Genomic DNA, 26,079 nt, shown 5'->3' with positions numbered 1-26,079 from the left:
GTAGCATAGGGTTACAAGCAATTGCGAATTGCTGGAATCAAATTACAAATTAATGGGGACACATCAGCGAATAAACTCCGCTAATGTGTCCCCATTTATCGTAACTCTTAATTTTTAATTTGTAATGCTTTTATTCTGTTCGGCTTGCCCTGAGTAAAGTATCCCTTTCGTCCGGAGAGAGGGAAGACAGGCCGTTTTCATTTATCTTATCAAGAATTTCATTCAATCGTTGCTCCGGTACTTTGCCGATGCGTCTGAAGGGTTGTTGATCGGTATCTGATGGACTATTCTTTTTTTTAAAATCATCCGGGTTGATCTGCTGAGAGGCCGGATGGAAAACATGTGTCAGTTTAAACGTAAGTCTGTTGAAGCCCGACCCCCAGTCGTTGCCTTTTTTCCACTGGGTCATATAGATCCAGCCGGCAAATGCGCCACCGGCCAGTACCGGAATGTAGGTATAACCATAGGTAGAAGAGGCCAGCAGTGACCCTACAGAAAGTACGATGAACAGCAGGGTAATGACCCAAAGGGAAACACCACCTGCCAGCAACGGGAAAATGCGGTAACGTGGAGCAATAGCTGTAACACCAACGGCTATCGCCATGATGCTGCCCGCTGCGCCCAGCCAGTATTCAGTACCGTTGAGTACATGAAAGGACGGTATAAACTGCATGGYGGCCACATAAAAGAGATTACCACAGATACCTCCGAAAAGATATAAAGGTAAAATCCGCTGATAGCCAGCCAGGTGTTGCATAAAGGTGCCAAAGCACCACAGCCACACCATATTGGTAAATACCTGCCAGACACTGATATGTGTAAACAGAGAGGTGACCAGCGTCCACGGACGCATTAATAATTTTGCCGGATCTGCGGGAAGCCTCAGCCAGGTCATGATGTCCTGGTGAAACCTTGGTTCCCCTACATCTTCCATCTTGTAAATAACAAGAGTGAAGAGCAGGAAAATAAAAATGGTAAGATTAACGACCAACAATTGTGTCACCATATTTCTTCCTTCTCCTAAAGAGAGGCGGGGTAATTTCTCCTTTTCCAACGCATGCATGGTACATATATTTTTCAATACAAAAATACGTCATTAATACAGTTGTATTAATAAAAATCTGTTCGCCTCTTCGTCCACCCCCGGAGCAATAAGTACGCAAAGAGTGCGCCACCCAAATGCGCAAAGTGCGCCACATTATCACCTGCAGAATTTTGAATGCCGGACCATAACTCGGCCACAATCATAAATCCAACTATATATTTCGCCTTTACAGGGAACATGAAGTAGATGTACATGTAAGTATTCGGGAACAGATAGCCGAATGCGAACAGGATGCCATACACCGCACCAGAGGCTCCGAGTGTAGCACCACTGCGGTACATATGCACGTAGTCCCGGACGTATAGCCTGGCAATATCTATGGCACGTGGGTCATTATTGGCCAGCGCGTTTTTCAGGCTTTCCATACTATTGGTGCCGTTACCCAGATCATACTTGCCATCCAGCAACGCAAAATTGCTGTAGGAAGGATCGTTCAGGAAGTTAGTCGCATACTTGGTGAGGTTTACGTTCTCATAAGTAAGTACACCCATATGGCAAAGTGCGGCGCCARTTCCGCATACCATGTAAAAAATGAGGAACCGCTTGGGACCCCATAAGTTTTCCAGGGTGGCGCCAAACATCCACAGCGTAAACATATTGAAGAGCACATGCGTAATGTTCTTCGGATCATGCAGGAACAAATGCGTGATGAACTGATGCGGTCTGAAAAGTTCTGAGCCCCAGTAATGCAGGGCAAATAAACGACTCAAATCATAATCAAATCTGTTCAGCAGCGTAATCTGCACTAACCAAACCAAACCATTAATGATCATCAGATTTTTGATCACCATCGGTAGGAGCTGAAATTTTCCGGGCCTGTACTCGTTCATTGTTGCTTAGTTATTAGCTCTTTTTTTCAACAGCACCACATTTTCAATGTGATGTGTGTGTGGAAACATATCTACTGGCTGTACCTTTTCCACTGTATAGAGTGCATCCAGCAATGCCAGATCCCTGGCTTGTGTAGCCGGATTACAGCTAACATATACAATTTTAGGCGCTGCAATTTCAAGCAGCTTGTTCACCAGCTTTTCGTGCATGCCTGCCCGTGGTGGATCCGTAATAATTACATCCGGTTGTCCATGATGTGCAAAAAATGCATCATCACAAATATCCACTACATCGCCTGCAAAAAACTCGGCATTGTCTACATTATTTCTTGCGGCATTCTCCTTCGCATCATCTATGGCTTCTTTGATCAACTCAATACCCACTACCTTACGGGCGTTGCGAGATACAAAGATGCCGATACTGCCTGTGCCGCAATATAAATCGTATACTATTTCAGACCCTGTTAACCCGGCAAAATCCCGTGTTACTTTGTACAATACTTCCCCCTGGTAGGTATTGGTCTGGAAAAAAGATTTAGGACCTATCTTAAAAACAAAATCTTCCAACTTCTCTTCTGCATAACCTTTCCCAAAGTATATCTTCGGCTCCAGATCAAAAATGGTATCATTCCCCTTTGAGTTAATGGTATACAGCACCGTGGTAATGGCCGGAACTGTTTTCAGTAAATGATCCAATAAAGCAATCCGGTTAGGCTTGTCTTCATGACGGATGACCAGGTTCACCATAATCTCCCCGGTGGTACAGAGACGGATGACCAGGTTACGCAGCCAGCCTTGCTGGGCACGGATATCGTAAAACGGCAGTTCATGCGCAACAGCATATTCCCGGATGGTATTACGGATCAGGTTTACCGGCTCCTGCATGAGATAGCAGGTATCTATATTCAGGACTTTATCAAACAATTTGGGTACATGGAAGCCCAGTGCGGGTCTTACAGGTATTTCTCCATCATTCGCCTTTATTTCCTCGTTGGTAAGGTAAGCCTTGTTACTGAAGGTAAACTCCAGTTTGTTACGGTAATGCTCCGTATGCACACCACCCAGGATAGGATCCATTGGTGGCAATGTCAGCTTCCCAATACGCTGCAGATGGTCTGCCACCTGCTGCTGTTTGTACTCCAGTTGCAGAGCGTAAGGCAGCATCTGCCACTTACAACCACCACAAGTACCAAAATGCTGGCAAAAAGGAGTCACCCTCTTGTCAGAATAACTGTGAAAGTGGACCACTTTCCCTTCTGCCCAGTCTTTTTTGTTTTTACTAAGACGAACATCCACTACGTCACCAGGTACCACACCGCCTTCAATAAATATAACTTTCCCGTCTTGACGGGCCAGGGCTTTACCCTCTGCCGCATAGGCAGTAACAGGTACATTTTCTAAAACAACGTTTTTTTTCCTCACGGCTGCAAAGGTAATTGGAAATGCTGAATCCTACGTCGTAATTCATGTAATTACCACTCACCACGCAGCTTTCCTTTTTTACTTTTTTCCGCTTACATTTACATATTGCTTTGAAATCCTATGCGTAAATTATTTTTAATACTGATAGCCACCCTTTTAGGGCACTTACACCTGGAGGCACAGGGATACCAGATCTCCGTTAAGCTGAAAAACTTTACCGGTGGTAAATTCTTCCTCGCCCATTACATGGGCAGGTCTACCTACCTGGCCGACTCTGCTGATGTTAGTCCATCAGGAGACGCAGTCCTGAAAGGCAAGGAAAAACTGCTCCCGGGCATTTACCTGCTGGTACTGCCGGGAAAGGAAAAGTACGTGGAAGCACTGATCGATAAACAGCAGGTCTTTAGCGTTACCCTCGACACCTCAGATCTGATCAATAAAACCATTTATAAAGGTAGTCCCGACAACGATTTGTTCCTTTCTTATAATAAATTTCTGTTCCAGCAGGAAACACTGAGCCGGAATATTCAGCAACAGCTGCAGACAGCGCGTACTGCGGCTGATACTGCGAAAGTGCTGCCGTTACAAAAGGAATTAGGTAAAAAGATCCAGGAATTCAGGACAGACTTCGTGAGTAAACATCCAGGAACCATTCTCAGCGCCATATTTCTGGCAATGAAGGAGCCGGAAGTGCCCCAGCAGCCTGCCGGTGAAGATTCTACCTTTGCCTACCGCTACTTCAAGGGGCATTACTGGGATGAGGTAGACCTGGAAAGCGACCGCCTGGTAAGAACGCCCATTCTGGAAGGAAAACTAAAGAAATACTTCACACAACTGGTGATGGCCTCCCCGGACTCTATTATCGTAGATTGTGATGCCCTGATTGCCCGCACCCGCAAGAGCAAAGAGGTGTTCAAATTTGTATTATGGTGGCTTACCTATAATTATGAAAGCTCTCCCTACATGGGCATGGACGCGGTATTCGTTCACCTGGTAGAGAAGTACTACGTGCCAGGAGAAGCCTTCTGGCTGACTGACGAACAGCTGAATAAAATTGTGGACAGGGCGTATACTATGGCCCCCAATCTTATCGGAAAACAGGCCGCTCCACTGGAGTTTAAGGACACGGCTTCCAATATGCTTTCTTTGTATAAAACCCAATCCAGGTATACGGTATTGGTTTTCTGGGATCCTACCTGTGGCCACTGCAAAACAGAGCTGCCCCGCCTCGACTCAGCCTATAAAGCAAGCTGGAAAAGCAAAGGAGTAGCCATGATAGGCGTAAAAACAGAAGGTACCCGGGAAGAATGGATACAGTTCATAAAAGACCATCATCTCGATGGATGGGTACATGGATCAGATCCACAATCCGCGACCAATTACCGCAGATTGTATGATGTATACAGCACACCAATGATCTACCTGCTGGATGATAAAAAGAAAATTGTGGCCAAAAAGCTGGGTGTGGAACAATTACAGGAGTTTCTGGACCGTGTAACCCCCAAAAACACAGCAGCAAAGCTGTAGAAATAGGGGTGTAGAACGTAGAATATGGTCCTCAGTCATATTTGATAATCAATTAGTTATGTAATTTTAACGTTCCTTTGGCATAGTCTTTGGCTTTATGGGTACCAGACCATAAAACCAAAGATTATGAAGAAGAAGTTTTTATTGTTATCCCTTGCAGCATTAAGTATGTCGTTTGCTGCAATGTCTCAGGCCCGTGTAGGTATTAAGGCTGGTTGGAATCTTTCAAACATTACTACCGATAACGAAGGAAATACAAAAGACAGCCGTTCTTTATCTGGTTTTAATGTAGGAGCCATTGTTGACTTACCATTAGTGCCTAAAATATTGTCTTTTCAGCCAGGGGTCTTTTATTCTACGAAAGGAACGAAGGTGGATTTAAGCAACAATACCACCACTACTAATTCGAAGTTTACAACGAATCCATCCTACATTGAAGTTCCTTTGAATTTCGTGGCAAAATTACCAGTGGGTCCTAATGCCCGCTTATTTGCCGGCGCCGGACCTTATTTTGCTTTTGGTGTTGCGGGGAAAAATAAATACGAAACTACTATTGCCGGAGTGACTAAAAGTAGCTCTTCCAACATCAAATGGGATGATGATACCCCATTTAACAATGGTGATCCCAACCAGGGTTTTGACAAATTCAAACGTTTTGACTGGGGTGGTAACGTACAGGTAGGTGCTGAAATAAGCAACTTCCTGATCGCTGCGCAGTATGGTATTGGGTTTGCAAAAGTACGCTCCGGTCAGGATAACAGCAGTGATGACAAGAGTAAAAACCGTGTTTTCAGCGTGTCTGTAGGTTACCTGTTTGGTGGAAAATAACACAATAACAAACAATTAGCTGATTCAATTGTAATATCAGCAGCAAGCAAAAAAACAGGTTCATTCATTAGTTGGCAATCAAGAAAAACTACAAAAGCGATACCTGACCTGTGGGTATCGCTTTTGGTATCATTCAAATTACATCACACATGAAAAAGGTATTATTATCTGCAGCAGCTTTATTAATCGCCAGTCTTTCCTTTGGTCAGGCTAAGTGGGTATCGTTGCAGGACCCCAGTTCTCCAGCATGACCGTTAAAAACCCGGGTTTAGTGGGTACGTCTAAAGAAACCAGTAAAATCCTGACAGGTATCAGGGCAGGTGTTACTGTAGACATTCCACTGGCGGATGAATTTTATATCGGAACGGGTTTACTGTATTCCGGTAAAGGAGGCAAGGCTAAAAATTCAGATGCGAAAACAACTTTATCGTACCTGGAAGTGCCAATCCACTTCATGTTCAAGCCTGAAGTAGGAAGCGGAAGATTGGTACTGTCGGCTGGTCCTTACCTCGCATATGGTATCAGCGGTAAGATTAAGGATACTGGTTTTGGAGATTTCAACGTGTATGACGATGAATCTTTATTATTGAAACAGAAACGTTTCGATGCAGGAGTGGGGATCAATGTTGGTTATGAAATGCCTATGGGGCTTTATTTTGGACTGAATACAGATCTCGGATTGATAAATACTGCCGATAACACAAATAATGACCGCAAATTTAAGAACACTTCTTTCGGTGTTTCCGTAGGATATAAGTTCGGCGGCAAATAAAGAATACTCAAAATGATTTTTATATTAACCACCCGAAATTATCGGGTGGTTTTTTATTTTTATCAAAACCTTTGTTTACTTTAGTACTAGTAACCGACTGAGCTATAGGACTTTTCCCCAAAATCGTTTGTCACATTGATATTTTAATACACTTATTAGCGAACTACTGATGAAATTTTTTACATTTCTATCTACCGCTGTGTTCTTTGTTGTCTCCTCGTCCCAAGCCCAGGTAAGTATGGGCATACGCGGGGGATACGTAAATACAGGACTGGCCACATCCCAAAATAGTACCGCCCCTGGAACCTCCCCCCTGGACAACTGGCAAGCCGGTGCCTACCTGAACATCCCGTTATTTGAAAGAGGATACCTGCAGGCAGGTGCAGGGTATATCGTAAAAGGAGCCGGGCTCGATTACACGGTGCTACATCCGGATCTTTTTGCATCGGGACCTACCAGTTTAAAACTGCAATACCTGGAATTACCGGTGAACATGGTATATAAATTACCGGTGAGCTTTGGTAAACTCCTGGTGGGAGCCGGACCTTATGCTGCCTATTGCTTACGCGGTCACTATAATGTAGCTGCTTTTGATGGTACAAAACTGGTGCAATCGGGTTCCCAGCAATTAAACTTTAATAGATCTCCCAATATATTTGGAACCAATATTAATCTGCAACGCTGGGATGCAGGATTAAACTTTATTGCTGGTATAGAATTTAATTGCTTATTTACATTGACTGCACATTATGGCTATGGTCTGATAGATCTGGATAAATCATCAGGCGATTTAAAAAACAGGTATTGGGGCGTGAGCCTTGGCTTTCTGTTTGACCGGGAAGACTGGTAGCGATAAGATGCACAAGGATAAAAGAGAAGTTCTTTCCTGACGGGAAGAACTTTTTTTATGCCTGGCAGGGAAGGCTGCGTTTGCGCCTTCTTTTTATTTTTTTTAAAATGGAGTAGGGGACAAGTCTGTTTACCGCGTCTTATTAGCGAAAGAGGTCGCCGCAAAGCGATTTCGATCATTGGACAGTTATAATTAAAAGTGTGACAGTTATAGGGATATGCCACTACGTATCTACGTGATGGCATTATTTTTTTATATGAAAGAAAACGAAAAAAGGGAAAGACTTCTGTCCTTCCCTTCTTTTTATTTATAAGTCTTGTTGATATTACATAATCGCTTCTACTGCATCACGCACCACTTTGGGTTTACCCAGGGTATAGTAGTGCAATACCGGTACACCAAATGCTTTCAGTTCTTTAGACTGTGCAATCAGCCATTCCGTACCCACCAGCTCCACATCTTTGTCTGTTTTACATTTCAGGATCTCTGTAGAGAGGTCTGTAGGGATATCTACATGGAAAATGCGTGGCAGCATGGTCATTTGTTTCCTGGAGGTAAGTGGTTTTAATCCCGGAATGATAGGAACGGTAATCCCTGCTTCCCGGCATTTGGTCACAAAATCGAAGAACTTCTGGTTATCGAAGAACATCTGTGTAACGATATAATCAGCGCCATTTTCCACTTTCCGTTTCAGGTGAGACAGGTCTGTTTGCATATTCGGCGCCTCGAAATGTTTCTCCGGGTAGCCGGCTACACCAATGCAGAAATTGGTTTTTACACCGCTCTGCAGGTCATCTTCCAGGTATACGCCATTATTCATATGGGCAACCTGGTCGAGCAATTCTATCGCAAAGCTGTGACCATGTGGGTCTGGTTCAAAAAAAGTTTCGTTTTTAGGCGCATCACCGCGTAAAACGAGTACATTGTCAATACCGAGGAAGTTCAGGTCAATGAGGGCATTTTCTGTTTCTTCCCGGCTAAAGCCACCACAGATGAGGTGAGGAACGGCATCTATATTGTAATGGTTCATGATGGCAGCGCAAATACCAACTGTACCAGGGCGTTTGCGGATTTCTACTTTTTCAAAGGAGCCATCCGCCTTTTTCTTGAACATATGCTCACTGCGGTGGTAGGTCACATTAATGAAAGCCGGCTTGAATTCCATGAGGGGATCCAGGTGGTCATAAATAGACTCAATACTCTTTCCTTTCAGTGGAGGAAGGATTTCAAAAGAAATCAGGGTGTCTTTGGCCCGGGCAATATGTTCAGTTACTTTCATAAAGTTATAAGCTTTGAAGAATGCGGCGAATGCCGATATTCCTGCTAAAATACGCGGGCAAAAATAAGATATCCGATTATTATAATCAGATCATTTTTAATCTTATGACAACTATAACTAGGCTAACTGAATGAATTGTTTATTTTTGCTAAGTTTGATCATATGGCATTAAGAATACATACAGACCAGCTGGTAAAGCGTTACGGCAACAGAACGGTGGTAAACCATGTATCTGTGGAGGTGTCTCAGGGTGAGATAGTGGGGCTGCTGGGCCCTAACGGAGCGGGTAAAACCACCTCCTTCTACATGGTTGTAGGGCTTATTAAGCCGGATGAAGGGAATGTGTACCTGGATGGCCAGAACATTACCAAGTTGCCCATGTACAAAAGAGCCCAGATGGGCATTGGTTATCTGCCGCAGGAGGCCTCCGTATTCCGGAAGCTGAGTGTGGAGGATAACATTTCTGCAGTACTGGAAATGACCACCCTTAAAAAAGCCGAGCAACGGGATAAACTGGAAAGCCTGCTATCTGAGTTCAGGCTTACACACGTGCGTAAAAGCCCCGGCGATGTATTGAGCGGGGGGGAAAGACGCCGTACGGAAATTGCCCGCGCCCTGGCGGTAGACCCTAAATTTATTCTGCTGGATGAGCCTTTCGCAGGTATTGACCCCATTGCGGTGGAAGATATCCAGGGAATAGTAGCCAAGCTGAAATATAAGAATATAGGCATCCTGATTACAGATCATAACGTACAGGAAACACTGTCCATTACTGACCGGGCTTATTTATTGTTTGAAGGCAAAATCCTTAAATCCGGGTCGGCAGAAGAGCTGGCAGAGGACGAACAGGTAAGAAAAGTGTATCTTGGCCAGAATTTTATTTTGCGCCGGAAAGATTACCTGGACGAAGCAGCTAAACAATAAAAATAATTCTACAGCATCCTATATGAGAATTTTAAGTCCTGCAATATCACAACTGGCAAGATTGCGCATGGGGCGTATTGCGTATTTTATGCAGTATCCCGTGCAGGTGCAGCAGCAGGTATTCCAAAACCTTATCAGTGCCGCTCAGTATACCGAATTCGGTAAGCAGTACGGCTTTTCGAAGATTTATAAGATAGACGAATATAAGCAGCGCGTTCCTATTCATACTTATGATACCATCAAGCCGTATATACAACGCACGATGGAGGGACAGCAAAATGTACTCTGGAATACGCCCATTAAATGGTTTGCTAAATCGAGTGGCACCACCGCCGATAAAAGCAAGTTTATTCCGGTAACAGTAGAAAGTCTGGATGAATGTCACTACCGGTCCGGCCGGGATGTGATTTCTCTCTACTACAATAATTTCCCTGATTCCGATGTTTTTACCGGGAAATCCCTGGTCATTGGTGGTAGCCACCAGGTGAATAAATTGTCCGAAAACAGCGACTCCTATTTCGGAGACCTGAGCGCAGTGATGTTGCAAAACATGCCATTTTATGGCAACATGATCCGCACGCCGGACCTGGAAATTGCACTCATGGACGAATGGGAAGAAAAAATAGAACGCATGGCCAATGCGGTGATCCATGAAAACGTAACCTCGATTGCCGGGGTGCCTACATGGACCATTGTACTGATCAAACGTATATTTGAGCTGACCGGCACAGACAACCTGGCCGATGTATGGCCAAACGTAGAATTATATATGCACGGTGGCGTAAGCTTTACCCCTTACCGCGAACAGTTTAGAAAACTAATACGCAAACCACTGATGCACTACCAGGAAACCTATAACGCTTCTGAAGGCTTTTTTGCCGCCCAGGACGTAATAGGAGACGAAGGACTACTCCTGTTCCTCAACCATGGCATCTTCTATGAGTTTATGCCCATGGAGGAATTAGGTAAGGAAAACCCGCAAACATTACAATTGCAGGAAGTGGAACTGGGTAAAAACTACGCCCTGGTAATCAGCACCAACGGCGGTTTATGGCGTTACCTGGTAGGTGATACCATACAGTTTACCTCCCTGATTCCTTACCGGATAAAAGTGAGTGGCAGAACAAAGTCGTTTATCAACGCCTTTGGTGAAGAAGTAATCGTTGAAAATTCTGATACGGCAGTTGCCAAAGCCTGTGAGGCCACCGGCGCTGTTGTAAATGACTATACGGCCGCACCGGTATATTTCAGTGACCACGGCAATGGTGGACACGAATGGCTGGTGGAATTCGGAGTCGCTCCGGATGATATCAACCGGTTTACCAGTATACTGGATAGCACGTTAAAAGCTATCAACTCAGACTATGAGGCAAAAAGATATAAAGACATCGCTTTACATATGCCGGTAGTGCATGTATTGCCTGAAGRCACTTTTTGCGAATTTCTGAAGAGTAAAGGTAAACTGGGTGGACAACATAAGGTCCCCAGACTGAATAATGACCGTAATTACCTGGAAGAAATCCTGAAATTTGCGGCCAACAACATGAACGCTTAAAACCTATCAACTATAACATGAAATTACTGGAGAACAAAGTAGCGATTGTAACTGGTGCCAGCCGTGGTATCGGAGAAGCAATTGCTTTAAAATTTGCAGCACAGGGAGCGAATGTAGCTTTTACATACGTGAGTTCTGATGAAAAAGCCCAGGCACTCGAAGCTAAACTAACAGCTTTAGGTGTAAAAGCAAAGGCATATAAATCTAATGCCGGCGTTTATGAAGAATGTGAAACACTGGTAGCAGAAGTTTTGAAAGAATTCGGGAAAATTGATATCTGTGTGAATAACGCAGGTATTTCCAAAGATAACCTGCTCCTGCGTATGAGCCCTGATCAATGGGATGATGTGATGAACATCAACCTGAAGAGCGTATATAATATGACCAAACAGGTGATACGCCCTATGATGAAGGCAAGGAGTGGCAGCATCATTAATATGAGTTCCGTAATAGGTATTATGGGTAACGCCGGCCAAAGCAGCTATGCGGCTTCCAAAGCAGGCATTATCGGGTTTACCAAATCCATCGCTCAGGAACTGGGCAGCCGTAACATCCGCTGCAATGCTGTAGCACCAGGTTTCGTAGAAACAGATATGACCAGCTACCTCAAAGAAGGAGAGGGCGCTGCCAATTATATTGAACAAATTCCGTTGGCCCGTTTCGGTACACCGGAAGATATTGCCAACGTTTGCCTCTTCCTGGCATCTGATATGAGCGGGTATGTAACCGGCCAGACAATCAGCACCTGTGGCGGTTTGTGCATGTAATTCAATTAGTTAAAGATGTTAAAACGCGGGTCTATAACCCGCGTTTTTTTATTGGGGCTACTTGTCGTATCTTTTCGGCACAGTGAACATATTTGTGAGGATGTCGGAATACTTTGGAGGAAGTAAGTAAAAATATTGCCCAGCAACAACGTCAAATGCCATCTTTTGAATCATTATTCAAAACGTATTATCCTGCGCTCTGCACATTTGCTTATGATTTTGTAAACAGACATGAACTGGCAGAAGAAATTGTACAGGACACCTTTATGAAGATATGGGAGAAGTATGATGACCTCGACATCCAGGTGTCCGAAAAGGCATACCTGTACAGGGCTGTACAAAATAACTGCCTCAATTTTATTAAACAAAACAGGATCCGGACACAATACAGCAGTGAATTAATACAACAACTGGAATCCCGTATTTCCCTCTTCAGTCTTCCTTCTCATTCACCGGCAGAAAAACTGGAAACCTCCGAACTGGAACAACTGGCAGAAAAAGCCATCCGGAAATTACCACCCCAATGCCAGGATGTTTTCCGTCTCAGCCGGTTCGAACAACTCAGTTACCCAGAAATATCCCGACATTTAGGGATCTCCATCAATACCGTAAAAACCCAGATGACCCGCGCCCTGCAACGGTTACGGGACGAATTACTCCCGCTCCTCAAGTAGCATGTTAAATTAAAGCAAATTTTTTTTCCTTGTCTTGTCACCCTATACAATACTAAATATTGTCTTAGTACTTGTTTTCTATATTATGGGGTCTAACTATACACAGGAGCAGGTAGATGACCTGATTGCACGCTTTTTATCCGGCGATATTTCCGCCGAAGAGCAGAAATTACTGGAACACTGGATCAATGCACTGGCAGAGAACAGGTCCTACTTTCTGCAACTAAGGGAGGTATGGCAGGCAACTGCTTCGTCAGGAACATATGATACTACGGCCGCCTGGGATAGTATGCAATACAGGACAGCGATAGCGCCACCTATGGTGGTAAACAGATGGAAATATTATTTCCGGGTAGCAGCTTCCTATACTTTGCCTTTCTTAATTGGTGGTGGCCTGGTATATGCCTGGTCATCCCTGAAAAAAGAGGATAGTAACAACGCCCTGGTAACGGTAACCAGCCCGAAAGGGGCGACTACCAAAATCGAATTGTCTGATGGTACAGAAGTATGGCTGAATGCAGGTAGTAAACTGCAATATGCACAGTCTTATAATCTCCGCGGCCGTGAAGTAAAACTGGAAGGAGAGGCTTTCTTTAAAGTGCATACCAATGCCCAGAAACCCTTCACCGTTAAAGCTTCCGACCTGAGAATACTTGCACTGGGTACCTCTTTCAATGTAAAGGCATATCCGGAAGATAAAACCGTGGTGACCACGCTGGTAGATGGAGAAGTGAAAATTGATGGCAGCAAAACAACCATGCCTTTCGGACTAATGATGAAACCACATCAGCATGTTGTGTATAAGAAACCGTTGACAACCAACGACAGTGAACATATGAAAATACCTGCATCTAACGGAGATAGCTCCACGGCTGCTCCGATAGAAAGCAGGGAAGTGAACAACACAGAAATATATACCGCCTGGAAAGATGGCAACTGGATTGTAGCCGCTCAAACCATGGAAGAACTGGCGGTAACCATGGAACGCAGGTTTAATGTAAAGGTGATTTTTAAAGAACAGGAACTGAAAGAATATCGCTTCAGTGGTACTTTCCGACAGGAAACACTGGAACAGGTACTCAACATTCTTAAGCTCACCGCTCCGCTGAAATATACTATAGACAAGGGTGTTGTAACCCTGGCAGTGGATAATGAGCTGAAAGAAAAATATATAAAAGCATTTAAGACACGGTAACAACCGGAACATATAGGAGAATCATCATTCATCACCTGTAAAAACCAACTTACATGCACGATATGAACAACTGAAAAAAAAATTGGGAGTGATGCGACTCACCCCCAATTCAACGAAAATCACGTGTTGGTGAATGGCCTTTGCGACGGGCCGTATCACCGTAATCATTCGTTTAACTAAAATCTATACAAGTTTATGAAATCCACTGCAAACCTGGCGGCATTTTTTTGCCCCGGGCGAAAATTATTGCTCATGACGAAATTGACAGGTCTGCTGATTTTCGGAAGTTTTTTACAAGTATCCGCGAGTGTTTTTGGGCAGGAGAAAATAAAAGAACTGCATGCTGAAAATGCTAGCGTGAAAGAGGTATTTAAACTAATTGAGAGTAGCAGCAACTACCGCTTCTTCTATAACGAGAACTTCGCTGACCTGAATAAGGCAGTGACCATTGATGTGAAAGATAAAAAGATCAATGACATCATGAAGTTGCTCTTCAATAGCTCCAATGTTACCTATCGTGTGCTAGAAAATAACCTGGTAGTGATTACACCTGCCGGTACCGCACAGCTAAAGGTGACAGGCTATGTAACCGATGCTATCACCAAAGATCCGTTGCCAGGTGTAACCGTGTCTGTAGAAGGCAGCAGCATAGGTACCGTCACCGATGCTACCGGTAAATATACCATCCAGGCTCCCACTGAAACCAGTATACTCGTGTTTTCCTATATAGGATATGTGCCGCAGAAAATAGCAGTAGGCGGTCGTTCCGAGATTAGCGTTAAACTGGAGGGAGATACCAAAAAACTGGAAGAAGTAGTGGTAATGGGTTATACCACTACCACCACCAAAAACCTCACCGGTGCGGCACAAGCGGTAAGCGGTACCAAACTGAAAGACGTTACTGCGAGCAGCATGGACAAAATGCTGCAGGGTAAAGTAAGTGGTGTGTTTGTTGGAAACGCCTCCGGTGATCCTTCTGCCGCTCCTGTTATCCGTATCCGTGGTAACGGAACATTAACTGCCGGCAACTCTCCACTGATAGTAGTAGATGGTATCATTGGTGGTTTACCTAACCCCAGTGATATTGAAAGTGTAACGGTGTTGAAAGATGCGGCTGCTACCACATTGTATGGTGCCCGCGCTGCCAATGGCGTAATGGTTATTACCACTAAAAGAGGTAAAGCCGGTAAAACACAGGTGAACTTCCGTACCAATATCGGAACAGCTCAAATCAATACCGGGCATTTTCACCTGATGAACGGAACAGACCTGTATGATCTTCAGAAGGCCGCAGGGGCGGACTTAGATCCATCTCTCCGTAATATTAATACTAACTGGCAGAAACTGGCCTTCCAGAATGCGAGCAACCAGAACTACGAATTATCTACCAGTGGCGGTAATGAGAAAACGAAATTCTACCTGGGTGGTAACTACTATAAAGAAGATGGTATCCTGAAAGGTACTGGTGTAGAGCGTTTCAGCGCACGCCTCAACCTGGATCATAATATCACTGATAAATTCCGCGTGAGTGTAAACGTTGCCGGAACACAAACTACAGACAAGGATAACTCAAATGGGTCACTGTATCAGTATTATACCAACCTGCCATGGGACAAAGCCTATGATGATCAGGGCAAACCGGTAAATCCGTTAACAGCTGCTACCTGGTATGGTCGCGATATGGGCAACTTCCTGTACGATCAACAGTATAATTATGTCAAAAATAAAAGACAGTCACTCGAAGCATTGGTAAAACTGGAATATGATATCACCAAGTGGTTATCATTCAGCTCTACTAACCGCGCGCAGTATTATCACTTCAACCAGGAAAGCAATGGTGATGTGAGAACATCTTCCGGGTCAGATGATCGTGGTAATCTGTATAACTATTACCAGGATACTGCCAGCTATATCAGCTCCAATCTGTTGAAAGCAAGATATACGATCAACAAGGTGCACAACATCGATGGATTGGTGGGTGCTGAATTCCAGCAGGCAAACCTGAATGATATCAATGCAAAGGGTAAAGGTGTGCTGCAGGGAGTAAATGTATTGGGTGGCACTTCTTCTCCTATGTCTATCGGTGGAACAAAAATTGATCGGGCATTTAATTCCTACTTTATTCAGGCGAACTATAACTACAATTATAAATATTACTTCACTTCTTCCTTCAGAAGAGATGGATCTTCCAAATTCGGTGCTAATCAACAGTATGGTAACTTCTATGCTTTTGGTGCATCGTGGGCTGTTTCGGAAGAAAATTTTATTAAAAAGATCAAAGCCATCACCAACCTGAAAGTAAGGGCCAGTTATGGTACCACCGGTAATGCTGAAATAGGCGACTACAGCGCTATTGGTGCATACGCCATTAACACCCAGTACAACGGATATCCGGGAGCTTATCAGAGCGTTTATAATGTTCCGAATCTCTCCTGGGAAAAAGCCTACAATACCAACTTTGGTTTTGACCTGGGCTTGTTTAACCGTATTAACCTGAACGTTGATATTTATCAGAAAGATAGTAAAGACCTGCTGTTTAATGTGCCTTTGCCCGGAACTGCCGGCTACGGCTACATTTCACAGAACGTAGGATCTGTGCGTAATAAAGGTATTGAAATCAACCTGAGCACAGATAACCTGGTGGGTGCATTTAAATGGAGTACAGACTTCAATATCGGCTTCAACAAAAACAGGGTAACTGATTTATACGCTGGCAAAAACCAGATCGTAGATCCTATCAGTGGTTACTTTGTGCTGCGTCAGGGACAGGATATGCGTAGCTTTTATATGCGTAAATGGGCTGGTGTAGATCCTGCCAATGGTGATCCGTTGTGGGAAAAACTCACTACCGATGCTAACGGTAATGTAACCGGTAAAACAACTACCAATAATTATAATGATGCGTCTCTGCAGATTGTAGGTTCTGCTACACCAAAACTCTTTGGTGGTATGCGTAACACTTTCTCGTATAAAAACTTCCAGCTGAGTGCCTTCCTGGCCTTTGTTTCCGGTAATGATGTATATAACAGCACCCGTGAACTGATGGACAATGATGGCGCATATTACACCTATAATATGATGGAACTGGATAAGGGCTGGAGCCGCTGGGAAAAACCTGGTGATGTAGCTACTCATCCCAAGTACACCATCAAAGGAAATAAAAACTCACATAAACCATCTTCCCGTTTCCTGGAAGACGGAAGCTACCTGCGTTTAAGAAACGTGAACCTGAGCTATGCACTGCCGAAAGCCTGGCTGGACCGCGTGCACATTGGAAACGCCAGAATTTCTGTTGGCGGTGATAACCTGTGGACATTGACCAAATTCTCCGGTCTGGATCCTGAAGTAGATGATCGTGGTATCAACTACATTAAGTACCCATCCAGCACCAAATGGTTTGCAGGGCTTGAAATTAATTTTTAACAGGAGCTAAAAGAGAAGATCATGAAACACTTATCAAAATATTTTGCGGGGCTGTTACTGTTAACTGTGGCCAGTTCCTGTTCATTAAAGAAAGATCCATACAGTGCTGTTCCGGATGATAATATCCTGAGAGATCCAAGTAAATGGTCGGCAGCTACTGCCGGTAACTATGCGTTACTGAAAGAAGAAAATTTTACGCGTAACTATTTTCAGATGGGAGAATTTCCCAGTGATGATGTAGCGTTAAGTGGTGCCACTACAGATCCGCTGTTTTACTCTTATACATATGGACATCTGACCAACCAGGGTAATGCATTGCAGATCTGGCGCATGGGGTATAAAGCCATTAATGGCTGTAATAAATTGCTGGCTGTAATGCCGCAAGACAGCGCTGCTTCAGTAAATCAACTGATTGGTGAAAACCTGTTTATACGCGCTTTCGTTCATTGGAGCCTGGTAAGAACATTTGGCCGCCCTTACAGCCAGAGCCCTGAAACCAATCTGGGCGTACCGGTAATTACCAAATTTGATATAGCAGCTATGCCTAAACGTAATACAGTAAAAGATGTATACGCGCAGATAGTAGCTGACCTGAAAAAAGGAAAAGACCTGATGGATAACACCAACACCAACAGCTATGCTACCAAAGATGCAGCAATGGCTTTACTGGCAAGGACTTATCTCTACATGGGGAAAAACGATTCTGCACGTATCTATGCAGATTCTGTGATCAATGCGAAAGATCGCTTATTGGTGCCTACCGGAGATCTTTCTGGTTACTATACCAAGTCGAATGAAAATAACAAGGAAACGCTTTTCGCTATTCATCATACCCTGCAGGATGACCGTACCTGGAGCTCTATCGGCTCCATGTATTATATGTCACCTGGTGGTATGGGTTATGGTGAAATGTATGCTTCTAAATCCTTCCGTGACCTGATTCAAAAACATCCGGAAGATGTACGTAACTCCTTTATACAGGTGGTACATCTGAAAGGCGCTAATGGTAAAGATTCTATAAATCCTGTTAGTGGCGAGAAAGTGATCGCTAAACGAAACGGTGTGGAAAAATGGTATATCCTGAAGTATTCTAACCAGGATAACGTGCCTACTCTTAGCTCACCGGTTGTATTACGGGTGGCCGAAATGTACCTGATCCGCGCAGAAGCAAATGCTAAACTGGGTAATAACCCGGCAGCACTGGCAGATGTAAATATTATCCGTACAAGAGCAGGATTAAGTGGCAACGCCCTGTTCAGTGAGAATAATATGCAAGGGTATACCAGCGTACTGGATGTAGTCCTGGACGAACGCCGCCTGGAACTGGCCTTTGAAACACACCGCTCATTTGACCTGTTCCGCAACAACCGTAGCGTGTACAGAAATTATCCTGGTGTACAAACTAATCCGCAAACCATATCCTACACGAATGCACGGGTGGTTCACTTTATTCCTGAACAGGAAATACTGCTGGACCCGAACCTTGTGCAGAACCCGATTAATTAAAATATCCGGCACAGGCCCCGTTCTACGGGGCTTTTGCTTTTATAAAATAATCCGGAAAAGAAGCCACAACAATAGTAAATTTATAACCGGTGAACATTTAAAAACTTATCGTCCTACATGTATCAGATCAACCACCATTCCCGCAACATCAGGAAAGGATTGCTGCTGGCAGGCTTTACTTTCAGCTTCCTCACTACGGCGCTGGCCCAGGAACTGAAATATACCTCCGGTAACAATAGCTGGAACGCGGATTCGCTCGGTAACCACCGCGCAGTAGTTAGCTTTAACGGAGCCACCAAAGTGGCCCGCGTAGTCATTCCATGGCGCCGCCGCGATGAACATCCGGAAATGAAACGCATCATCATCCAGGATGCAAAAACAAAACAAAAGATTACCAATGTAAAAACGTTGGCACTTACCCGCGAGCAAGGCGATATCTGCTTTGAACCCATCTCCGGTAAAGGCGACTACTATATATATTATCTGCCTTCTAAAAATGAAGGACGCGATAACTACCCCAAAGGCATGTATCTGGCGCCGGAACAAACAGCCGATAACAACTGGCTGCAATCCATCCCTGCCGGGATAAAACCCAATACTACCGTAAAGGAAATAGAAGCCATTGATACTTTCAATAGCTTTTACCCAATGGAAGTAATTGCCACCGCAGCAGAAAAGCAACAACTGCTGCTAAAACACCCCGGCGCAGGCTATATGGTGTTTCCGGAAGACAGGCAGTTTCCCATTAAAATGACGGACGATCTGCCCCAACGCTGGGTGAAGAAAGGACCTTCGCAGTCCTTCACCGGCGAAGCCGATAAAGGAGAGTACTATGCTTTTCAGCTCGGCATCTACGCCCRTCATGATATGAAAGAGGTGCAGATCACTTTTGCAGATCTTACAGCACCTGATGGCAAAACAATTCCCGCTGCTCAGCTGAACTGTATCAACACCAGTGGTACTACCTATGATGCCAAACCTTTTGCACCTAAGGTAAACATCCCCGCGGATCAGGTACAGGCATTGTGGTGTGGTATAGATGTGCCATCATCCGCTACAGCAGGTGTTTATAAAGGAACAGTTACTATCAGCGCTGCGGGGATGCCTGCCATGCCGGTAAGAATTACACTAACGGTAACGAATAAACTGGCGGTAAACAGTGGCTTTAATGAGCCCTGGAAGCAAACCCGTTTAAAATGGCTGAACTCTACGCTGGCACAGGATAATTCCCTGACAGCACCCTATACACCGCTGGAAATAAAAGACAGCGTGATCAGCTTACTTGGTCGTAAAGTAGGGATCAACAACGACGGTTTCCCTGCACAGATACAAACTTTCTTTACCCCTGAAATGACAACATTGTCTTCCCAGGCAAAGAATATTTTCACGGAACCAGTACACTTTCATTTCACATCTGCCGCTACCGGCAAGGATCTTCCCTGGAAAAGCAATGGCTGGCAGATCACTTCCAAAGAAGACGGTAAAATCAGTTGGAAGGCTGTTAATACCACTACCGGATTACAGATGGAAGTAAATGCTTCCCTCGAATTTGATGGCTTCATGGATTACACGGTAAAAGTAACTGCCCTGGAAGAGACATCTCTGAAGGAAATTACCATGCACCTGCCATTTGATAAAGGCGCCGCCAAATACATGATGGGCCTGAATCAGAAGGGGGGCCTGCGTCCGGAAAAGATCGACTGGAAATGGGATGTGAAAAATAAAAACCAGGACGGCGCCTGGATAGGAGATGTTAACGCAGGGATACAATTTAATCTCCGGGATGAAAACTACGTACGCCCGTTGAACACCAACTTCTACCTGCAAAAACCCTTACTGCTGCCCACTTCCTGGGGTAACGGCGATAAAGGTGGTATCACCATCGGCGAAAAAGGAAAGGCGATCCTGGTGAACAGCTATAGTGGTGAAAGAACCCTGCATAAAGGCGAGGTATTGTATTATAACTTCCACCTCATCATTACGCCGTTCCATACTATTAATACCGATTTTCAATGGTCTACCCGTTTCTATCACAGGTATAATAACCTGGACAGCATCAAAGCTACCGGCGCTACTGTAGTGAATATCCACCATGGCAATAATATAAATCCCTGGATCAATTATCCATTTATTGAATGGAAAAAGATGAAGGACTATATCGATGAAGCACATAACAAAGGCCTGAAAGTAAAGATCTATAATACCGTAAGAGAATTGTCTAACCATGCCTGGGAAACATTCCCGCTGCGCAGTCTGGGTCACGAGGTATACAGCCCGGGCAAAGGTGGTGGCTTCTCCTGGCTGCAGGAGCATGTGGCAAAAGATTATATCGCTGCCTGGTTTGTACCGGAATTTAAGGATGCCGCTATTATCAACAGTGGCATGAACCGCTGGCACAACTATTATGTGGAAGGCATGAACTGGCTGGTACAAAACGTAGGTATAGATGGTATCTATCTCGATGATGTTGCCTTTGACCGGGTAACCATGAAACGTGTGAAACGCGTACTGACAAAGGATAATCACCCTGGTATCATAGATCTGCACTCTGCCAATCAGTATAATAAATCAGATGGATTTATTAACAGCGCGGTACTTTATATGGAGAACTTCCCTTACCTGAACAGACTTTGGTTTGGTGAATACTTCGACTATGAGAAGAATAGCCCCGACTTCTTCCTTACAGAAGTGAGTGGCATTCCATTTGGGCTGATGGGCGAAATGCTGCAGGATGGCGGCAATCAATGGCGTGGTATGGTGTATGGTATGACTAACCGCATGCCTTGGACAGAGAACTCAGACCCACGCCCTATCTGGAAAGTATGGGATGATTTTGGTATGCAGGGCACAAAAATGATTGGTTACTGGGTAGAGAATAACCCCGTTAAAACCAATAACCCGTTGGTGCCAGCTACTATCTACAAGAAAGATGGTGCAGTACTGGTATCCGTTGCCAGCTGGGCAGCAGAAGATACGACTATCAAGTTGACCATCGACTGGAAAGCCCTGGGGCTGGACCCGGCAAAGGCAGTGATAACGGCGCCGGATATACGTAACTTCCAGCAGGGACAGGTATTTGGAAAAGACGCCAGCATCCCGGTTTCTAAGAACAAAGGATGGATACTGATTATAAGCAATTAGCAATTAGCTGTTAGCTTTTAGCTGTTAGCTGTTAGCAAAATGCAGCGGAGACATAAGCGTAAGTGTACGATACTTTGCTTATGTCTCCGCTGCATTTTGCTAACAGCTAATGGCTAATTGCTAACAGCTATATCAATATTTCCTTCCTGCAATGGCTACCCTGAATGTTTCCACACATTTTCTGTCTTGCAGGGTTACGTATRCTGTTTTGCCGTCTTTGTCCCCGAAAACAAGATTGCTGCATTGTTTTCCTTTCAGCGGTATTTCACGGATTAATGTGCCCTGAGGAGACATTACCGCGATGACGCCTTTTCCCCAGCGGGCTATATAAAGATTGCCGGCTTTATCGCATTTCATCCCATCGAATCCGAAATCGGGGAAGGTAGCGAACAGGGTTTTATGGGAGATGTTGCCTGCTTTGTCCACCTCGTATTTCCAGACTTTTCGCTGTACACTTTCATTTACGTACAGGGTTTTTTCGTCGGGGCTCAGCTCTATTCCGTTGGTGGTGCCCATATTGGCTTCCAGTAAAACAGGGGTGCGGTTGGCATCTATGCGCCACAGCTGCCCGGTGTTATTAGCCCATTTGGGATCAGATACAAAGATCTGGTCTTTGCGATTAATACAGAGATCATTGGGCTGATTGAATTTATCGGAATGGACATATACGCTTACCTTTTTTGTTTTCATATCTATGGTAAGCACATTGTGTTTGATAAAGTCCGGGAGGAACATGGCGCCTTTGCTATTGAAATGAATCCCATTGGCAACGCTGCTATCGGGCAGGGTCACGAATACTTCGCCGGCGCCGGTGTGGGTATTTATTTTTCCCACGGTACCGTCCTGTTTAAAATTTACAACATAAAAATTGCCCGCCTTGTCAAAGTTGGGTCCTTCGATATTTACGGAAAACATATTTTCTGCTGTCAGATCACGTGTTTCGTATAGGGGTCTTGCGGCTGTTGGTTGTTGTGCCATCATTGGCAGGCCCCAGCCAGTCATCATCGCCATCAGGCATATCTGTTTTCGCATGTTCATCGGATTTTGAAACTTTAAATTAAGGAACTGTTCCGGATTTTTTCGTGTATTCATCCGGGGAGGGGCTTATGTAATGAAATTATCAAGAATTAATTCATGGCAGAATCGGTTCCGTTGCCTTGTCAACTAATTTATTAATTTTGCGCCCATGGTCCATGTTTCGGAGTTTAAAGATTTGGCGCACCTGACAATACATAAGGTAGGGAATTCCTCAAATGAAGAGGCTTTACTCTGTTCCAAAGCGCCTTTGCAGCTGGAGGATGAAACGATCAGCCAGTTATTGATCACTTATTTTATTCAGCCTTTTGCCAACGCTGCGGAATATTTTCGGTTCCGTCATGACGCAGATATACAATTGAATGAAATATTTCAATATTGTCGCCGTATATTTACTGACCAAAATGAATTCCAGGAGCAGTCGGTCAATATTGCCAAGCATCTATATAAACATTCCACCCATCCTAAAATTAAGGGCGGAGAGCTATATATAGCCTACTTTAGCAAGTGCCAGGTAGATGGTGAAGAAGTGGAGGCGATTGGCATTTTCAAGTCAGAAAACCGCGATACCTACTTAAAAGTGTTTCTGGCAGATGAAAATTACCAGGTAAATTATGAAGATGGTATAAATATTAATAAGCTGGACAAAGGCTGTCTGGTTTTTAATACAGAAGAATCAGAAGGTTTTAAGGTTAGTATTATAGATAGTAATAGCAAACAAACCGAGGCGGTGTACTGGAAAGATGCTTTTCTACAGGTTCAGCGCCGGGAAGATAGCTACCATCAGACAGAAACAGCGGTAGACATGTGTAAACAGTTTATACATAATAAACTACCAACAGAGTATGAGATGGATAGGGTGGATCAGGTAGATCTGTTAAATAAATCAGCCGCCTATTTCAAGGAAAAAGAGCAATTCCAGCTGGATGATTTCGCAAAAGAAGTACTGGGACATCCCGACGCGATAGCTTCTTTTAAAGAATACCGAAATGAATATGCGAATCATTTTCAGCAAGATATCCCTGACGAATTTGAAATATCTGCACCTGCTGTAAAGAAACAGCAGAAAGTATTTAAGAGTATATTGAAACTGGATAAGAATTTTCATGTGTACATTCACGGCAACCGCGAAATGATTGAGCGCGGGTTTGACGAAGCTACCAATATGAATTATTATAAATTACTGTTTGAAAATGAAGCGTAGGTTCGTGTAAGAAACAGTAGAGGCACCTGTGTGGTTGATTTTGTGAAGAGGGATAACAACGAATTTTTAAGATTTTCTCATAAGCAAAAACCAATTGTTAACAAAGGCTGCCTCGTCTGGGCGGCCTTTTATTTTAACAGATACCGCCTCGGATGGTACTGTTATTACTTCTCGTATACTTCTCCACTACTTCTCCGGTACTTAGGACTCGTCTATCTATTACATTCCTACTATATTGCTATTACTGTTCCACCGCACTCTTACTACTGTTACATTACTCTTTTACTACACTCTTACTACTCTTTCACCGCACTATGTCTCGTCCTGAAATAGCTATACAGATGAATAAATAATAGTTTTTTGCACTTTATGCAAACAAAAAAGACAACCATTACGGTTGTCTTTTTTATTATTTGTTATCCTTTTCAGGATTGTTGTTCTTGTTTGGATTACCAGACCGGTGTTTATGCCTTGGTGGGCGTCTGTCGTGTCTGGGGGCTGCTCCTTGCTGCCCTCCTTGTTCGGGCTGTTGGCCTGGTTGATCAGGTTGTTGCCCTGATTGTTTCGGACCTTGTTGTCTTGGGCCTTGCTGTTGCCTTGGACCTTGTTGCCGGGGTTGTTGTTCGGGGCGGGGCTGCTGTTCTGAACGGGGTTGTTGTTCACGTCCCTGTTTAGGTTGACCGCCACCTTGTGGCCGTTGTTGCTGCGGACGGTTTTCCTGTTTAGGTTTACGATCCTGCTGCTGACGGTTATCAGGTCTTTGAGCTTGTTTAGGCGCTTGCTCCGTTCTTGGCTGACCGGGGCCCTGGGCTGGTTTCTGCTCGCCGACTTTTTGTTGTTTTTGCTTGTCTTTATCTTTCTGTTTCCGCTTCTGAGCAGTTTTTTCGAGAGATTTCAGACTGATTAACCCTACCACATCTGCGTATCCGAGATCCGCTTCTTTTGGTTTGGCTGTTACTACTTCTACCGGTTTCAGGTCTTCCGGTTTAATACCCTGCTTGTTGAGCAGGCGTATTTCCTTGGCCMTGGAAATGGTAAGCGGGTATTGTTTGTTACTGCCTTCGTAGGAGTACCACATGAGGCTTTTGAAGATATCTCTCTTCTGCAGGTGGGCAACCCCGCCGGCAGTTTCAATGTTATCCGCATCATCCGGGAAGTCTTTCAACGCATCCAGGTAGGTATCCAGCTCGTAGTTCAGACAGCATTTCAAACGACCGCACTGTCCGGATAACTTGGCCTGGTTGATAGACAGGTTCTGGTAACGGGCAGCGGTAGTATTCACGCTTTTGAAATCAGACAACCACGTGGAGCAACATAACTCCCTGCCGCAGCTGCCGATGCCACCTACTTTTCCGGCTTCCTGGCGGGCGCCTATCTGGCGCATCTCCACCTTGGCCCTGAATTCAGAGGCATATACTTTAATTAACTCTCTAAAATCAACGCGATCGTCTGCTGTGTAGAAGAAAGTGGCTTTTCGGCCATCGGCCTGTATTTCCACTTCTGCGAGTTTCATTTCAAGTCCAAGGTTACGGGCAAGTGCTCTCGATTTAATAAGTGCCTCTTTTTCACGTAACTTGTTGTCATTCATTCGCTGCAGGTCGTCGTTAGTTGAACGGCGTAGAACTTTTTTTACTTCGGGTGTGTCTTCCGCGCGTCGCTTCTTCATTTGTAGTTTTACCAGTTCGCCTGTCAGGCTCACCGTACCAACGTCAAATCCGCTAACACCTTCCACTGTTACCATTTCTCCTTTATCAAAGAGCTGTTTGGTCACATTCCGGAAAAAGTCTTTGCGGCTGCCGTTGTTAAAACTTACTTCTATAATGTCAAATGGTGCTAAGCTATCACCAAGGGGAATATTGGACAGCCAATCAAATACATTCAGTCTGTTACAACCTCCTGTACTGCATCCTCCATTACTCTTGCATCCTGACGGCTYCCCATCCACACCCGTACCACATCCGGCACAAGCCATATTATTAATTAGTTTAAATTTTATAAATAAGCATTTCAGGTTATTCCAGTTCTTCAAAATACGTTTTTCC

Annotated in this window: 19 protein-coding genes; 13 read left to right on the top strand and 6 right to left on the bottom strand. The window is 44.4% G+C overall.

Features of this window, described 5'->3' with window-relative positions; translation table 11 throughout:
• Positions 1 to 130: 130 nt before the first annotated feature.
• The 3 genes from AC1DP6_RS02945 to rlmD are packed head-to-tail and all read right to left on the bottom strand — an operon-like array spanning position 131 to position 3,357.
• Entirely contained in the window at positions 131 to 1,063 is a 933-nt protein-coding gene (locus tag AC1DP6_RS02945; protein ID WP_477053501.1) for a rhomboid family intramembrane serine protease, read from the bottom strand.
• A 47-nt stretch (positions 1,064 to 1,110) separates the two neighbouring features.
• On the bottom strand, positions 1,111 to 1,935 hold the full coding sequence (locus tag AC1DP6_RS02940) for a rhomboid family intramembrane serine protease (protein ID WP_477053500.1): 825 nt from the start codon (positions 1,933 to 1,935) through the stop codon (positions 1,111 to 1,113).
• A 6-nt stretch (positions 1,936 to 1,941) separates the two neighbouring features.
• The gene (rlmD, locus tag AC1DP6_RS02935) at positions 1,942 to 3,357 is read right to left on the bottom strand and encodes a 23S rRNA (uracil(1939)-C(5))-methyltransferase RlmD (protein WP_477053499.1); all 1,416 of its coding nucleotides are present in this window, start codon (positions 3,355 to 3,357) and stop codon (positions 1,942 to 1,944) included.
• Between the two features lie 120 nt (positions 3,358 to 3,477).
• Here rlmD and AC1DP6_RS02930 point away from each other — a divergent pair, with 120 nt between their 5' ends.
• The 4 genes from AC1DP6_RS02930 (at position 3,478) to AC1DP6_RS02915 (ending at position 7,334) form a co-directional block, all read left to right on the top strand.
• Positions 3,478 to 4,884 carry a DUF5106 domain-containing protein gene (locus tag AC1DP6_RS02930; protein ID WP_477053498.1) on the top strand — a complete coding sequence of 469 codons (1,407 nt, stop codon included), beginning with the start codon at positions 3,478 to 3,480 and terminating at the stop codon, positions 4,882 to 4,884.
• A gap of 126 nt (positions 4,885 to 5,010) precedes the next feature.
• Positions 5,011 to 5,712: a porin family protein gene (locus AC1DP6_RS02925; RefSeq protein WP_477053497.1), complete on the top strand. Its 702-nt coding sequence runs from the start codon at positions 5,011 to 5,013 to the stop codon at positions 5,710 to 5,712.
• Positions 5,713 to 5,983: 271 nt separating this feature from the next.
• Positions 5,984 to 6,484, top strand: coding sequence for a porin family protein (locus tag AC1DP6_RS02920; protein WP_477053496.1), 501 nt, complete (start codon positions 5,984 to 5,986; stop codon positions 6,482 to 6,484).
• Between the two features lie 169 nt (positions 6,485 to 6,653).
• On the top strand, positions 6,654 to 7,334 hold the full coding sequence (locus AC1DP6_RS02915; protein WP_477053495.1) for an outer membrane beta-barrel protein: 681 nt from the start codon (positions 6,654 to 6,656) through the stop codon (positions 7,332 to 7,334).
• A gap of 325 nt (positions 7,335 to 7,659) precedes the next feature.
• Here the strand turns inward: AC1DP6_RS02915 and metF are convergent, their stop codons facing one another.
• Positions 7,660 to 8,613, bottom strand: a complete 954-nt coding sequence (gene metF, locus AC1DP6_RS02910; protein WP_477053494.1) for a methylenetetrahydrofolate reductase [NAD(P)H] — start codon at positions 8,611 to 8,613, stop codon at positions 7,660 to 7,662.
• A gap of 162 nt (positions 8,614 to 8,775) precedes the next feature.
• Here metF and lptB point away from each other — a divergent pair, with 162 nt between their 5' ends.
• The 8 genes from lptB (at position 8,776) to AC1DP6_RS02870 (ending at position 21,798) form a co-directional block, all read left to right on the top strand.
• Positions 8,776 to 9,537, top strand: coding sequence for an LPS export ABC transporter ATP-binding protein (gene lptB, locus AC1DP6_RS02905; RefSeq protein WP_477023738.1), 762 nt, complete (start codon positions 8,776 to 8,778; stop codon positions 9,535 to 9,537).
• 22 nt (positions 9,538 to 9,559) lie between these two features.
• A complete protein-coding gene (locus AC1DP6_RS02900) occupies positions 9,560 to 11,092 on the top strand; it encodes a GH3 auxin-responsive promoter family protein (protein WP_477053493.1) in 1,533 nt (510 codons plus the stop codon).
• Between the two features lie 17 nt (positions 11,093 to 11,109).
• Positions 11,110 to 11,859 carry a 3-oxoacyl-[acyl-carrier-protein] reductase gene (gene fabG, locus AC1DP6_RS02895; protein ID WP_477053492.1) on the top strand — a complete coding sequence of 250 codons (750 nt, stop codon included), beginning with the start codon at positions 11,110 to 11,112 and terminating at the stop codon, positions 11,857 to 11,859.
• Between the two features lie 155 nt (positions 11,860 to 12,014).
• Positions 12,015 to 12,533, top strand: a complete 519-nt coding sequence (locus AC1DP6_RS02890) for an RNA polymerase sigma-70 factor (RefSeq protein WP_477053491.1) — start codon at positions 12,015 to 12,017, stop codon at positions 12,531 to 12,533.
• Positions 12,534 to 12,618: 85 nt separating this feature from the next.
• A complete protein-coding gene (locus AC1DP6_RS02885; RefSeq protein WP_477053490.1) occupies positions 12,619 to 13,728 on the top strand; it encodes a FecR family protein in 1,110 nt (369 codons plus the stop codon).
• A gap of 195 nt (positions 13,729 to 13,923) precedes the next feature.
• Positions 13,924 to 17,151: a TonB-dependent receptor gene (locus tag AC1DP6_RS02880; RefSeq protein ID WP_477053489.1), complete on the top strand. Its 3,228-nt coding sequence runs from the start codon at positions 13,924 to 13,926 to the stop codon at positions 17,149 to 17,151.
• Positions 17,152 to 17,172: 21 nt separating this feature from the next.
• Entirely contained in the window at positions 17,173 to 18,657 is a 1,485-nt protein-coding gene (locus tag AC1DP6_RS02875) for a RagB/SusD family nutrient uptake outer membrane protein (RefSeq protein WP_477053488.1), read from the top strand.
• Between the two features lie 117 nt (positions 18,658 to 18,774).
• Positions 18,775 to 21,798: a glycoside hydrolase domain-containing protein gene (locus AC1DP6_RS02870; RefSeq protein ID WP_477053487.1), complete on the top strand. Its 3,024-nt coding sequence runs from the start codon at positions 18,775 to 18,777 to the stop codon at positions 21,796 to 21,798.
• A gap of 132 nt (positions 21,799 to 21,930) precedes the next feature.
• Here the strand turns inward: AC1DP6_RS02870 and AC1DP6_RS02865 are convergent, their stop codons facing one another.
• Positions 21,931 to 22,830, bottom strand: coding sequence for an SMP-30/gluconolactonase/LRE family protein (locus AC1DP6_RS02865; RefSeq protein ID WP_477053486.1), 900 nt, complete (start codon positions 22,828 to 22,830; stop codon positions 21,931 to 21,933).
• 154 nt (positions 22,831 to 22,984) lie between these two features.
• On the opposite strand from AC1DP6_RS02865, the gene AC1DP6_RS02860 reads away from it, so the two are divergent.
• On the top strand, positions 22,985 to 24,037 hold the full coding sequence (locus AC1DP6_RS02860) for a nucleoid-associated protein (RefSeq protein WP_477053485.1): 1,053 nt from the start codon (positions 22,985 to 22,987) through the stop codon (positions 24,035 to 24,037).
• A 409-nt stretch (positions 24,038 to 24,446) separates the two neighbouring features.
• Here the strand turns inward: AC1DP6_RS02860 and AC1DP6_RS02855 are convergent, their stop codons facing one another.
• Positions 24,447 to 26,009 (bottom strand): PSP1 domain-containing protein, encoded by a 1,563-nt coding sequence (locus tag AC1DP6_RS02855; RefSeq protein ID WP_477053484.1) that lies wholly within the window; start codon positions 26,007 to 26,009, stop codon positions 24,447 to 24,449.
• Positions 26,010 to 26,079: the final 70 nt, after the last annotated feature.

This window comes from Chitinophaga sp. 01L420 (genome assembly GCF_056399985.1).
Note: the sequence above shows the minus strand (reverse complement) of the source record. Positions and strands in the feature narration are given on the sequence as shown.